A 15384-nucleotide genomic window follows, 5' to 3' on the forward strand; every position below is an offset into this window, starting at 1 on the left:
TAAATAATAATTACTATGAAAGAAAGAGGAGGATCCCCCTAGATGAATCCAAATAATCGCTTAACAACAAACCAAGGTGCTCCAGTTGGAGACAACCAAAATTCTCGTACAGCTGGTCGTCGTGGACCAGTATTATTAGAAGACTATCATTTAGTAGAAAAACTTGCACACTTTGATCGTGAACGTATTCCGGAGCGTGTTGTGCATGCACGTGGTGCAGGTGCTCACGGTGTATTCGTAACGAAAAATAGCATGAAGCCATATACGAAAGCAGCATTTTTACAAAATGAAGGAACTGAAACACCTGTATTTGTTCGTTTTTCAACGGTTATTCATGGTCAAGGTTCTCCGGAAACAGCTCGTGACCCACGCGGTTTCGCAGTTAAATTTTATACAGAAGAAGGAAACTACGATATCGTAGGTAATCATTTACCAGTTTTCTTCATTCGTGATGCAATTAAATTCCCTGACATGGTTCATTCTTTAAAACCAGCACCGGATACAAATATTCAAACGCCAGATCGTTATTGGGATTTCATGACGTTAACTCCAGAGTCTACACATATGATGACATGGGTATTTTCTGATTATGGTACACCAGCAAGCTATCGTGAAATGGAAGGTTTCGGTGTCCATTCATTTAAATGGATTAATGAAGAAGGTAAAATTGTTTATATTAAATACCACTGGAAACCGCAGCAAAGTGTACGTAACTTAAATGCGAAAGAAGTGCAAGAAGTGCAGGGGAAAGACTTCAATCATGCAACTCGTGATTTGTTCGACGCAATCGAAAAAGGAAATCATCCAAAATGGGATTTACACGTACAAGTTATGCAACTAGATGAAATGGATTCTTTAGACTTTGATCCACTAGATCCAACGAAAGTATGGCCAGAAGATCGCTTCCCGTTAATTGAAGTAGGGACAATGACGTTAAATCGTAATCCGAAAAACTTCTTTGCAGAAGTAGAACAAGTAGCGTTCTCTCCAAGTGCAACTGTAAATGGTATTGAACCATCGGAAGATAAATTATTACAAGGTCGTTTATTCTCTTGCCCAGATACACAGCGTTATCGTCTTGGTGCAAATTACTTGCAAATTCCTGTAAACTGCCCATATGCAGCTGTTCATAACCAACAACGTGATGGTGCGATGCAAATGAATCAAAACCCATCTACAATCAACTACGAACCGAGCCGTCATGCAGAGAATCCAGTTGAAGACAAAGCTTACCGCGATTCGACTATGAAAGTAGAAGGCTATGTATCTCGTGAAAAAATCGAGAAACCAAATGACTTTAAACAAGCAGGTGAGCGTTACCGTTCATTCTCTAAAGAAGAGCAAGATAACTTAATTGCAAACTTAACAAATGACTTGAAAGACGTAAATGAACGCACGAAATTACTAGCTGTTTGTAACTTCTTCCGTGCAGATCAAGAATACGGTATGCGTTTAGCGCAGGCGTTAAATGTTGATATTACGCAATATGTAGGAAATGCTCCAAAATAAATAGGAAAAGACGACCGGGTTTCGGTCGTCTTTTTTGTATAACGTTATGTGGGGTATTTTGCTTGTAAATTATGTCGGAATTTGTTTGTAAATCGATATGTTGTGTCCGACCGTTGATATATTGAAAGAAACAATCGATATATTTGAAAAATCGTTGATATATCCAAAAAACCGTTGATATATTTACATTTATACTAGGTGGGGTATGTTGCCTAGTACGCAAAAAAGAGATGCAATCTACTATCAATAGATTGCATCTCTTTTTTAGTTTACTCGCTCTGCATGTTCATAAGCCTTCTCGCCATGCATTGAAATATCAAGACCCATGTGTTCTTCATGTTCATCGACGCGAACGGGGAGGAAGAAGTTGATCGCTTTAATAATGGCATACGTCATGATGATCGTGAATGCATATGTTGCGCCAATCGCTATAAGTTGTTTAAACAGTAACGCGGCATTTCCGTAAAATAATCCGTTTGCGCCATCCCCGTTTACGGCAGTAGTTGCAAATAGTCCTGTTGCAATACCGCCCCAAGTTCCTCCGATGCCGTGGCATCCAAAGGCATCAAGTGTATCGTCATACCCGAATTTTGTTTTTAGGAAGAAAACGGCGCCGAAGCATATTATACCACCAATTGCTCCGATAAGAAGGGCGGAGAAAGGTGTAACGAACCCGCAGGCTGGTGTAATAGCTACTAGACCAGAAACAACTCCGCAAGCAGCTCCCATCGCGGTCGGTTTTGATTGGAAGAACCATTCAGAAAGCATCCAAGTTAGAGCAGAGGCAGCAGCGGCTATATTTGTATTAATAAATGCAGTTAAAGCTACGTCGTTTAAGGATAATGCGCTGCCAACGTTAAAACCGAACCAGCCAAACCATAATAAGCCTGCGCCTAACATTGTAAATGGCAAATGGTGAGGAGAAGAACCATTTATGTTTTTTCGTTTTCCAAGGAAAATAGCTAATACAAGACCGGCAACTCCGGAAGTGATGTGAACGACATTTCCGCCAGCGAAGTCTAGTGCACCAAGTTCCCTTAGCCACCCACCGAGGCCCCATACCCAATGAGCGACAGGATTGTAAACGATTGTTGTCCATAGAAGGATAAAAATAAGAAAGGCAGAAAATCGCATTCTTTCAGCGAATGCACCTGAAATTAAAGCTGGAGTTAAAATGGCGAACATGAGTTGAAACATCATAAATAAATTGTGAGGAATAGTAGATGAGTAGTCTGGATTTGGTGCGTAGGTAACTCCGTTTAGACCGAACCAATCAAGTGTACCGATAAGTCCGTGCCAATCTGGCCCGAATGATAAAGAATAGCCGATAACAATCCATTGAATCGAAACGATAGCCATTGCACTATAACTATGCATCGTTGTACTGAGTACGTTTTTGCTACGAACCATACCTCCATAAAAAAGTGCCAATCCTGGTGTCATCAACATGACCATTACTGTCGTCACAAACATAAAAACCGTATCTTCCATATTTATGATCTCTCCTCCTGGGATGTTAGAAAAAATAACATCTATTTGTTATGTTTCATATCATATTCGAAATAAAACTAAAAATCAACTAAAAATTCAGAAAATTACATACGTGATGTCATAAAATCTAACATAGATTATTTTGTGAGGATTGAAATCGGCATATGCGTTTCACTTGGATAATTGGTATAATATTCTTACAATTAAAAAATTGGGGGATGCGTGTGGGAAAAATATGGACTAGGAAACTATTCATTTGTTTTTGCTTAGCTGTTGTTTTGTTTGTACCAATACATACTTTTGCAGACGAAAAAAGAGAGTGGCGAGATGAGGTTATATACTCCATTATGATTGATCGCTTCAATAATGGAGAACCGAAAAATGACAAACAGTTAGAAGTTGGTAATTTAGAAGGGTATCAAGGCGGGGATATAAGAGGAATTATAAAAAGGTTGGATTACATAAAAGAAATGGGTTTTACTACCGTTATGCTTTCGCCACTTTTTGAAAGTGGAAAGTACGATGGATTAGACGTGCGAAATTTTAAAAAGGTAAATGAACATTTCGGGACAGAAAATGATGTGAAAGAACTTGTAAAAGAAGCTCAGGCAAAAGGAATGAAAGTTGTATTTCAATTTCCGCTTGGAGAAAACGAACAACAGGTAATTGACGCAATGAAATGGTGGATAAAAGAAGTTGATTTAGACGGAAGTTATGTTATACATAGTGAAAAAAAGCCGCGTTCCTTTTGGGATAACGCGCAAAAAGATATGCAAGTGATAAAGAAAGATTTTCGTATTATGACAAAGGAGGATAGCGAATACAACGAAAAAATAGTAGAATCGTTTTCCAAAGCGGATGTATCGGTGAAATCGTTATACGATGTGAGTAAAAAAGAAGGAGAATTTGTTACGTTCTTAGATGATCAAGAAACAAAAAGATATGCGCGTATTGCAAAAGAAAATATGTATTATCCGCCATCACGTTTAAAACTGGCGCTTACATATCTGTTAACATCACCTGGAATTCCGAATTTTTATTACGGAACTGAAATTGCATTAGATGGAGGAAGTGTACCCGATAATAGACGATTAATGGATTTTAAGTCAGACGAAAAATTTATGCAGCACATAACAAAACTAGGTGAACTTAGACAGGCGAGACCGTCTTTACGACGCGGTACGTTTGAGCTATTGTATGATAATAGCGGGATGAGCATACTAAAACGAAAATATAAAAATGAAGTAACTTTAGTAGCAATTAATAATACGAAAGAAACACAAAAAGTCTCCTTACCTGCAAGTACGATTGGTGAAAAACAAGAGTTAAGAGGATTGTTAGAGGATGAAATTATAAGAGAGGAAAATGGGGGATTTTATCTCGTTTTAAAGCGTGAAGAATCAAACGTGTATAAAGTTAACGGAGAAACAGGTGTGAATTGGTTATTTATCTCCTTAATCGTTGGTGTGAATGTATTATTTATTGCGTTTTTAATTGCAGTTAAAAGGAAACGTAGATGAGAAGTTGCTCGTTCTATGTTCATGTCTTCTTATTGTATTTGTTTGTTCGGTGGGGCAATAGTGTTTATTCTGTTGATATGAAATTTCTTAAGAGAAACGATACGAAAATGAAAACTTCTCTAATGAGAGGGGGTTCCAGGTTAGGGAGAAAGTCTTCTTCCTAGCCTGTTTTTGTGTCAATACGGATAGAGAAAGATCTTTGGAACGAACGATAATTGCAACTATATTAATTTTATATTACATTAAAAATTAGAGAATACTCTTATACTAATATAGTGCTAAATAGTAGGTGGGAAAATGGAATTTTACGATTTGGGTATTACCATTAAAGAGCTTAGAATTAAAAAAAATATATCACAATCCGAATTATGTCATGGAATATGTTCGCAAAGTCAAATTAGCAAAATAGAAAAAGGTATGATTTATCCATCTAGTATATTGTTATATCAATTATCAGAAAGACTTGGTATTGACCCGAATAATATATTTGCATTAACTCAAAACAAAAAATTTAAATATGTAGAAAATGTAAAATACGTAATAAAAGATTGCTTAAAGCAAAAACAATATAAAGAACTTTATGAAATAGTGAAAAAAGAGAAAGATGAAAAAAATTTCCAAGCAAAAGAAGATAAACAATTTCTCCTATGGCATGAAGCAATTGCTGTATTTGAGGTGAACAGATCCATAAAAACTGCTTTAAAACTTTTAAATAATGCATTAAAACTAACTTTAACCAATGTTGATTTTTTATCAGAAAGAGAAATAGATATTATGCAGACAATGTCTATATTTTATGCGGAAAATAAAGAATATGATAAAAGTATTACTATATTAGGAAGATGTTTAACTAATTTTAATAAGTTAGATTTTCCGAGAGATAAAGCGATTAAATTAAAAATCATTTTTAATTTAGCGAAATGTTTAGGTATGACCTATCAATATGAAGAAGCGGTAAAATACGTTGATAAGGGCATCAAATTAGCTATTAATCTAAATACTTTATACTTATTAGGTGAACTGTACTATTTAAAAGGATGGAATTTATTAAGATTTAAACAACAGAATGAAGAAGATATTGCAAATAACATGAAAAAAGCATTATTTATATTTGAACTAACAGAAAAAGAAACTCTGATAAAAATGGTTAAAGAAAAATATTTTGAAAATCAAACTGAAAAAAGCCACTCATAATTCATTTGGAAATCACTTGAAATATAATAAAACCTACAGGGGAAATCCCTGTAGGTTTTATACTTATAAACTTGCTTCTAAAATATTAGTGTTTAATATAAGAGTGTCCTTAACGTACTTTTTTATTTTGAAGTCTGCATCTTTATTAACAATTTATGCTTCTTTTTAACTCCATCCAAATATGATTAAAATTAAGATGGTTCAAGTCGGAGGAAGGCACTTTGATGTGTCTTTTCTTATGACTTTTATCATTAACTATTTAATGTTTTTTAAATGATTACATGACATAGTTTTTTTGTACCAAGCTTTGTTGATACAGTTAGACTTATCCGTTAGTGTATTCGTATTATTAGAACATCCTACAGTATTTAGGGAGAATGTGGCCAATAAAAACCATAATATTAATTTCTTCATATAACCACTTCTAACTCTTTTTTAATTAACATTTTTTAAGATCCTTATTAATTTTACATTATATTAAAGGTTGGGAAATATTCTTATACTCATAAATTGTTACGTTTTGGCGGGAAGAGGAATTATAAGTTACAGCGATTTTTAAGATGACTTTGGCCTAGGATGTAATTACTAAGAAAAGTAATTCAAATCGAAGGGGAAACGTCTTAAATTGTCTTTTTTTTTATTTTCAATAAGGTCTGCTAAATGCATGTATGAAACAAATTCTACAATAAGGCCTAGTTTAATCATGCATTCACTTGTGAAGTATTCGTATAGTTAGACTCTGTTCACTTAGCAATTTTCACCGCAGATGCCTTTTTTCTATGGCTTGTTCTTGTAATATTGTCTCTACAAAACTAAAAAGAAAACTCCTCTAATTAAGAGGAGTTTTCTTTTTAGCGGTAGTTAATGAACTGTACGTCGATTGGTAAATCAGCGCTACGAACAGCTGCAATTACTGCTTGTAAGTCATCACGGCTTTTCGCTGTAACACGTACTTGATCGTCTTGTACTTGTGTTTTTACTTTTAATTTCATTTCTTTAATGATGTTGTTAATTTTTTTAGCGTTATCTTTATCGATACCTTGTTGAAGTGTTGCGCGTTGGCGAACAGTGTTGCCAGTTGCAGCTTCAACTTTTCCGTAATCTAAGTTCTTAATTGGAACGTTACGTTTTACAAGTTTAGAAATTAAAACGTCTTTTACTTGGTCTAATTTGAACTCGTCGTCAGAAGTTAAAACTAGTACTTCTTTTTCTAATTTAATATCACTTTTACTTCCTTTAAAGTCATATCGGTTTTGGATTTCTTTTAATGCGATATTAATTGCGTTTGTTACTTCAGGTAATTCTACTTTCGAAACGATGTCAAAAGAACTATCTTTTGCCATAGTTAGCACCTCCAAATAAATTTCTAATCTTGTTATGTACTGTACATACTAAAGTATAGCTGAAAACGAGTCTAGACTTAAGTGTTTTCATACTTATATTCATGTAACCTCACTTTATTATAGTGAATTTTGGGCAGTTGGACAAATACAGGAAAAATCATGTTATAATTAACTTTTGTTTGGAATGATAAAAAAGATAATTTTATATATATAGAAGGGAATTAAAAAATATGTATTTGCAAATAGGATCGATTGAACAGGTAACTGTTTTACGCGAAACGGAAATTGGATATATGGTTGGGAATGAAGAAGAAGAAATTTTCCTACATAAAAACGAAGTAGCTGGAGAAATTGAAGAAGGCGATACGATTGATGTATTCTTATACCTTGATCACCAAAATCGTATTTCAGCAACAATGAAGGAGCCAATTATTACAACGTATGATTGGAACTGGGTAAAGGTTGTAGAAGTCATTCCTAGTTTAGGTGTGTTTGTTGATATTGGTGTATCAAAAGATATACTAATTCCAGCTGATGAGTTCCCGATTTATATGCCGGTATGGCCAGAAGTAGGCGACGAATTATATTGTACGTTAAAATTAACGAATCGTGATCGTTTAATTGCTCTTCCGGCAAGAGACAGTGATATGCAAGAAATTATCGTAGATGCAACGCCATCTATGCGTAATAAAAACGTAAATGGACGTGTATATCGTTCTCTTCAAGTTGGTTCATTCGTACTAACTGATGAGCATTTCCGTGCTTTCTTACACCATACAGAAAGAAAAGAACAAGTCCGCATCGGGGAGCGTGTAACGGGCCGTATTATTGACGTGAAAGATGATGGTACAATTAACATTTCACTTCTTCCTCGTAAAGAAGAAGGAATGGAAGACGATGCGGCAGTAATTTATGCATATATGGAAGAACGAGGCGGAGCAATGCCGTTTTGGGATAAGAGCCATCCAGAAGATATTAAAGAACGCTTTAACATGAGTAAAGCTGCATTTAAGCGCGCACTTGGTAAGTTGATGAAAGAAGAAAAAGTTTACCAAGAAGAAGGTTGGACTTACTTTAAGAAATAAAGTAAATGAAAAAAGAACTATTCTTTCTCTGAATTTTTAAGAGAAGGGATAGTTCTTTTTTATTATAAAGTAGATAAAAAGTAAATAAGGTGTAATAAAACGTTTAATCTACAAATATTTTACTGTATTTATAAGGAAAAAGGAATATAAAATGGTAAATAGTCGGAAAATATACATTTTTAGAAAAAATGCCACAATATTGTCATTTTTATGTTGAAGCCCCTCGGAAAATTCTTTAAATTGTTAATTGTAAGAATAAAACCGATGCGAATTAGGGGTGAATGTATGGAAAAGAGGCAAGTTAAGAAAAAATGGTATAGGCAATTAATCCAACTTATCGTAGTTGCATTAATTGTTACTTCTATACCACTGAATGGGTTGGCAGAAACGGCACCACCGTTTACACCATCTCCAAATTCAGAACAAACTCCAGAAGTGGAAAAGAAAGAGGAGCAGGAATTACCAGCTCCACATCCAGATCAATTAAAGAAGGATAAGGCTAAAGCGCAGGCGAGTCCGACTGAGATTGTAGAAGAAAGAACGGAAACTGAAAAGGTTTTTGATAACAATGATGGTACTTTTACAAAGAGGGTATATACGGAACCGATTCATGCAGAGAAAGATGGAAAGCTAGAAGAGGTTTCACCAAAATTAGTAGAAGCACCAAATGAAAAAATTGTAACGGAAAATACAACATTAGAACCAGAGTTCGAGAAAGCGACACAAGATGGAAAGTACGTTCAATTTAAAGTAAAAGATCATACTATTCAGTATAAACTAATAAGTGCAAATGGTGAAAAAGGTGAAATAAAGCCATCGCCAGTAACCGCAACACATGAAAATAATACAGTATGGTATAAAGGAGTCTTCCCAAATATTGATTTAAAGAGTACGACATTCAATGAAAATGTAAAAGAAGATTTTGTATTACGTGAGTATACAGGGCACCACATTTTTACATTTGCATTAGAAACAGATTTAACACCTAGCTTACAGGAAGATGGTTCAATCGACTTCCAAGATGAGAAAAAAGAAAAAGTATTCACATTGCCGAAACCATATATGAATGATTCCAATGTGGACCAACAATCAGGTGAGGCTGTAACGTCAGATGCGGTTCGCTACAATATTGAGAAGAAAGATGAAAAAACATATACATTAACTGTTACTGCAGACCCGCAGTGGTTACAAGCACCAGAGCGAAAATATCCGGTATATGTAGACCCTTCGGTTCAGTTGAAGGATTTTGATAATGCATATGCTTCAAGTGCATATCCAACTGTCAATTATTCAGGAGGAAAGCTTTGGGATGCTGGTCAAAATGCTTATACGTTAAAAGTAGGATATTATGATGGATCATCTGGGACAAACTTTGCATTTATTAAACCAGACGTTTCGAGTTTTAAAGGTGCAAATATTGAAAGTGCAACATTCAATGTACATACCATTTGGCATTATTATGCGAATCAACCAAATGGTGTTTGGTTAGATGAAGTAACGAGTGCCTGGAATGAAGGCAGTTTAAATTGGAATAATAAACCTGGTTCAAATAATATTGCACATGCTGATGTAACAAGAGGACAATTGGCGAAGTTTAATGTAACTAACACAGTAAAAGCATGGGTAGAAGGCGCGAGACAAAACAATGGCTTTAAGCTACATGCAAATGGTAATGGTCAAAACCATTGGAAGAAATTCATTGCAGCTGAAAATGGAACGAATGCACCATTCTTGGAAGTGAAATATTCCTACGCAAAACCGAATAAGCCAAGAGTACAAGCTTACTCAAATGGCAGTGGGAGTGGTTCAGGTCACTTCAATGTACAATGGGACGCAGTTCCAGGAGCAACAGGTTATAAAGTTGCCATTTTTAATGGATATGACTATGAATATATTCCTGTTGGGAATGTGACAAGCTGGACGACGAAAGATAAAAAAATATTCCCGACGCCAGAAGAAATTGCACAAGGGCGTTACTGGATACATGATGATGGAAAAGGTGCAGAAGCGCCTACTAACCCAGGACAAATATATAAAAATGCTTACGAGTCAGGAGGTCCGTACGGGGATTATAGCGGAAGAAGTAGCTACTGGATTCGTATTGTAGCAGAGTATCCGTTTGAGGATAGTCCACTTTCAGATGAAATAGTTCCATTTATTCCATTAGAACAAGTGAAAAAGCCAGACGGATCGGCCTATATTAATGCGACAGATAAGGAAACGGGATATGTCACATTAAAGTGGGATGCAGTTCCAGCGGCTGCAGGCTATAAAGTTTGGATTTATAACGGAAAAGATTACGAAGCGTTCGATGTAGGAAATAAAACAAATTGGACAACGCAAAATGAGAAAATTTGGCCAACGAAAGATGAAATTGCAAAAGGCCAATATTTACTTCATCATGATAAAAAAGGTGCAGAATTAGCAGTTGATCCATCACCTGTGTATAAAAATTCTGGCGGAATCTATGCTGGCTTTAAAAATTATTGGTTCCGTGTAACAGCGTATAGTAAAGCCGGACATGCTGAAAGTGAAATTTCGCATGAGTTTGTACCTAAATTTGCTCAAGACTTTGGGTTTATAGGGATGTTTGATTACTGGGCATCAGTTCCGGTACTAAATGGTACAGTGAATGCTACAAATGGTAACTTTATCATGAGTGAAAAAGATATTACGTTATCAGGGCGCGGACCGGATGTATCAGTGGAAAGAACGTATAATAGCCAAAGTAAAAAAGTAGGTTTATTTGGTACAGGTTGGTCTAGTGGATTAGAAGAAAGAATTTTGGCTGAAGGAAATGGAAACTTACTATTAATTTCTGCCGATGGCGCAAATATTACTTTTACTAGAACGGGAGATAATACGTATCAAGCCCCTACTGGTATATATTTAGAAATTAAACAAGTATCAGGCGGATATGAAATAAAAGATAAAGACCAAACGGTTACTTTCTATAAATCTGGAGATGCACAAGGTCGTATCCAGTATACAAAAGATAAATACGGAAATACGACGACATATGAGTATGATGGGGAATCACGTTTATCAAAAGTAAAGAACGCTTCTGGTAAAGAGTTAGTCGTACAATATGATGGAAATAATAAAAAAGCAGCAAGAGTAATCGGCCCAGATAGCAAGACGATTACATTTAAATATGATGGAGATTTACTCGTTTCTTCTACAACTCCAGAAGGAAAAGTATATAAATACGGATATGATAATGGATTACTAACATCTATTTATGATCCGCAACATACAGATGCCAAACCATATAAAACATCGTATGCATACGAGAATAATAGGTTAGTAAAAGTAACGGACCCATTAGGAAAAGCTACGACATTAGCATATAATACAGATGCGAAAGAAGTTACGTTAACGAATCCTAAAGGACGTAAAACTGTTTATACGTATAACGATGCTGGAAACCCAGTCAAAACAGTTGAAGATTCCGGACGTCTAAATTTAACAACAACATATGAATATAATGCAAATAACCTAGTAAAAACAACAACTCCTAAAAATCAAACAGAAACAGCGACCTATGATGGTAATGGGAATGTAACTTCTGTTACTGATGAAATGGGAACAGAAAAGTTCGAGTACAATAAAGACAACGGGCTTATAAAAGCGACAGATAACGAAAATCGTGAAACAACAGTTGCTTATAAAGCAGCAAATACAGAAGTGTCTGAAACTGACCAAGAAGCAAATACATCATCTTTCATGCAGTATGATCAGTTTGGAAATCCAATTGCAACAACTAGAGAGCTAGGAACAGGAGAAAACCTGATTCAAAATCCAAGCTTTGAAATGAATAACACTGAGAGATGGAATGAAGAGAAGACTAATAGTCATGGATCATTGAAAAAAGATGCAACATTCGCGCCAGGTGGATTGGGTGGATCTTCATCTTTACAAATGATAGTAAAGGCGCAAAACGCTGGTTGGGGATACCATAGTGCGATTCAAGATGTGGTAGTAGAACCAAATACAACATACACATTAAGTGGGATGATGAAAACATCATTAACTCACGCTGGTGCATTTTTTAATGTTCAGTTATTAAAAGAAGATGGAACCCCTCTTGGAAGTGGGAATAACTGGTTTGATACACGTCATAATAGGATAGAGGGCGAGAAAGATTGGACGAATCGTCAAGTAACCTTTAAGACAACAGATCAAACAAAAAAAGTTAGAATATATCTACAAGTTGATTATAATCGAGCAGATTCAAGTGGTTCCGCATGGTTTGATAAGATTCAATTGGAAAGAGGAGAAGTGTCTTCCAGCTTTAACCCAATTGAAAATAGTAGTTTAGAAAATATGGCGGGAAATGGCTGTATGCCAGGTTGGATTCGAGGAGATGGAACAAGCTGTGATCCGAAAGATGTTTCTCAGCAAGAGAGCTTTACGGGACATTCATCTATTGTATTAGAGCGTAGTCAATATGGTGGTTCAAATGTAGGCTATGGTAAGCATGTAACTGTAAATCAGAAAAAAGCAGAGCCAATTACACTAACAGGAATGTCTAAATCTGAAAATGTAGAGAATGATGCGCCAGATAAACTTTCTCGAGACTATGCGATTTGGGCGGATGTGCATTATCAAGATGGTAGTGGTACCAATTACCAAGCGAAATTCCCAAGCGGTACAAATGATTGGAATCGTAGTGCGGTTGTAATCCCAGCAACGAAACCAATTAAACGTATGGAAATCTATCTTCTTTTCAGACATAACAACAAAGGGAAAGTTTGGTTTGATGATATACGTCTATTAGAAGGGAACGCTCTTATAAAAAATGAGTACGACAACGATGGAAATGTTGTTGCTGCGTATGATGAAGAAGGACAGAAAAATACTTTCACATATGATGCATCAGGAAATAAAAAGAGCGAAACAGATGAAAAAGGAAATACAAAACTATATGATTACAACAAAGATAATCTATTAACAAAGGTTACATTGAAAAATGGTACCTCTGTCAATTATCGTTATGATCATAATGGAAATACAACAGAGAAATCTGTCATGTTTGGTGGGAAAACACAAACACACAAATATGAATATGATGTAGATAATAAAAATACAGTGTATATCGATGCGTTAAACCGTCGTATTGAACATACGTATGATGAAAATGCAAACAAGATTAAAACAAAAATGCCAAACGGTTCTATTTTAGAATCTGTATATGATACAGCAGATCGTGTCGTCGGTGAAAAGCGTAACGGAAAAGATTCATTTACATTCGAACGTGATCAAAATGGACAAGTTACGAAAGTGAAAGATCTTGTCAACGGCGTAGAACGCACGAAAACATACGACAAGGCTGACCGCGTTACAAGTGCAACGGATAGCCGAGGCGGAAAAGTTGACTGGGCATACCATGACAAAGCAAACAGTAAGACAGAAAAACTAAAAGAACAAACAATTACGCAAGGTGGATACACAAATAAAGTATCGTATGACTACAACACGTTAGATCAAAACATACGTGTAACAGATGGTTCGCAAACATATCGATTTGATTATGATGATCAAGGAAATGTTCGTACGTATACAGCTGGAAATGGTTCAGGTTCTACTTTCAACTATGATCATGCGAACAAAATTAAAGATTTAGTAGTAGGTACGTCAAATAGTATTCTACTTTCTGAACGATATGAATATGACCAAGCAGGCAACCGTACGAAGATTAAACATGAAGGTGCGGGCGGAAAAGTAACAGAAACAAACTTTGTCTATGACCCGATTAACCAATTATTAAATGAAGCACTACCAAACGGAACAACTAAATCATACACATATGATGGATTTGGAAACCGTACAAGTGTGAAAGTTGTAGAGAATGGAAAAGAAACAAAATCTATAGCGGCAACATTCAATGAAGGAAATCAGCTTGTANTATGATGGATTTGGAAACCGTACAAGTGTGAAAGTTGTAGAGAATGGAAAAGAAACAAAATCTATAGCGGCAACATTCAATGAAGGAAATCAGCTTGTCAAATTCGGAAATGAATCATTAACATATGATGCGAATGGAAATCGTACATCTGATGGAAAGTACAAGTATACATGGAATGAAGATGACCAACTTGTAGCTATCACAAAACAAGGTGAGAGCAATGCATTCGCAACTTATAAGTATGACGAGGATAATCGTCGTATTGAAAAGAGTGTAAATGGTCAAGTAACACGTTATTTCTATGATGGAGACAGNAGCAATGCATTCGCAACTTATAAGTATGACGAGGATAATCGTCGTATTGAAAAGAGTGTAAATGGTCAAGTAACACGTTATTTCTATGATGGAGACAGCATTAACCCATTATATGAGACAGATGGTAGTGGAAATGTTCTTCGTCAATATGTATATTCCACAAGTGGTACACGCTTAGCTATGAAATCAAAAGGGCAAACGCTATACTATCACTATAACCCACGTGGTGATGTAGTCGCGATGACAGATCAAAATAGAGAAGTTGTAGCAACGTATGAATATGATTCGTGGGGTAACATATTAAAGACTGACGCAAAAGGTATCGCAGCAGATAATCCATTTGGATATGCGGGATACATGTATGATAAAGAGATTGGTATGTATTATCTAATTGCGCGTTATTATAATCCGGAGCATGGTGTGTTCTTATCGATTGATCCGGATCCGGGTGATGCAGATGATCCTGTGACGCAGAATGGGTATACCTATGTAGATAACAATCCAGTATTAAAAATAGATCCTGATGGAAAAATCCCTATTTTTGCAGTTGCAGCTGCACCTTTACTTTGGCTAGGTGTAGCAGCCGCAGGAGCTGGTGCTGCCTATTATGGATATAAAGCTTATAAATCAGTAAGTCGAATAGAGGCTAATGCTAAACAACAGGCTCGTAATACTGCCTTCAGGTTAGCGATTAGGACTGCAGGATGGGGGAAAAATAATTATAATAATTACAAATCGAAAAAACAGTATTATTATAACCCAGGATCAAGACATCCATATGGACAACAAAGTCGACAGGTTCGCCCTACTTGGGAAACCAGAAGTTTTGCTAATAAGGGAGGATCTGGTGTAAGAGTTGCTCAAGATAAATGGGGGCATAAATTTGCAGATGGCAGAACTGTTAAACCACATTTTAATGTATACGTTAAAGTGAAAGGAACTGTAGTTGTAAATAAACATATTTTCTACCGCAGTAATTGGGATCCAAGACGGAATAAATAAAAAATTGCTTTTAAGGA

Annotated in this window: 7 protein-coding genes and 2 pseudogenes; 7 read left to right on the plus strand and 2 right to left on the minus strand. The window is 35.8% G+C overall.

The features are described 5' to 3' along the window. Nucleotides 1–42: 42 nt before the first annotated feature. A complete protein-coding gene (gene katB / locus ASE54_RS17945; RefSeq protein ID WP_001069165.1) occupies nucleotides 43–1509 on the plus strand; it encodes a catalase KatB in 1467 nt (488 codons plus the stop codon). A 264-nt stretch (nucleotides 1510–1773) separates the two neighbouring features. On the opposite strand, the gene ASE54_RS17950 is transcribed toward katB, so the two are convergent. Then, nucleotides 1774–3006: an ammonium transporter gene (locus ASE54_RS17950; RefSeq protein ID WP_016077974.1), complete on the minus strand. Its 1233-nt coding sequence runs from the start codon at nucleotides 3004–3006 to the stop codon at nucleotides 1774–1776. A gap of 158 nt (nucleotides 3007–3164) precedes the next feature. Here ASE54_RS17950 and ASE54_RS17955 point away from each other — a divergent pair, with 158 nt between their 5' ends. Together ASE54_RS17955 and ASE54_RS17960 are read left to right on the plus strand one after the other, a co-directional pair. Beyond that, nucleotides 3165–4520 (plus strand): alpha-amylase family glycosyl hydrolase, encoded by a 1356-nt coding sequence (locus ASE54_RS17955; RefSeq protein ID WP_003309197.1) that lies wholly within the window; start codon nucleotides 3165–3167, stop codon nucleotides 4518–4520. Nucleotides 4521–4817: 297 nt separating this feature from the next. Further along, entirely contained in the window at nucleotides 4818–5714 is an 897-nt protein-coding gene (locus ASE54_RS17960; protein ID WP_000397874.1) for a helix-turn-helix domain-containing protein, read from the plus strand. Nucleotides 5715–6565: 851 nt separating this feature from the next. Here ASE54_RS17960 and ASE54_RS17965 read toward each other — a convergent pair. Next, on the minus strand, nucleotides 6566–7057 hold the full coding sequence (locus ASE54_RS17965; protein WP_001040146.1) for a YajQ family cyclic di-GMP-binding protein: 492 nt from the start codon (nucleotides 7055–7057) through the stop codon (nucleotides 6566–6568). Nucleotides 7058–7287: 230 nt separating this feature from the next. Between ASE54_RS17965 and ASE54_RS17970 the strand changes: the two genes are divergently transcribed. From ASE54_RS17970 to ASE54_RS37130, 4 genes and pseudogenes are all read left to right on the plus strand, one after another. After that, entirely contained in the window at nucleotides 7288–8142 is an 855-nt protein-coding gene (locus ASE54_RS17970; RefSeq protein ID WP_000281261.1) for a S1-like domain-containing RNA-binding protein, read from the plus strand. Between the two features lie 285 nt (nucleotides 8143–8427). Then, on the plus strand, nucleotides 8428–14049 hold a 5622-nt coding region (locus ASE54_RS17975), incomplete at its 3' end, for a DNRLRE domain-containing protein (protein ID WP_157464881.1). Between the two features lies 1 nt (nucleotide 14050). Next, nucleotides 14051–14364 (plus strand): annotated as a pseudogene (locus ASE54_RS37125) (hypothetical protein); the annotation flags it as partial. A gap of 1 nt (nucleotide 14365) precedes the next feature. Continuing rightward, nucleotides 14366–15367, plus strand: a pseudogene (locus ASE54_RS37130) (RHS repeat-associated core domain-containing protein); the annotation flags it as partial. Nucleotides 15368–15384 lie beyond the last annotated feature (17 nt).

It is taken from the genome of Bacillus sp. Root131, assembly GCF_001429475.1.
GTDB lineage: Bacteria > Bacillota > Bacilli > Bacillales > Bacillaceae_G > Bacillus_A > Bacillus_A thuringiensis_S.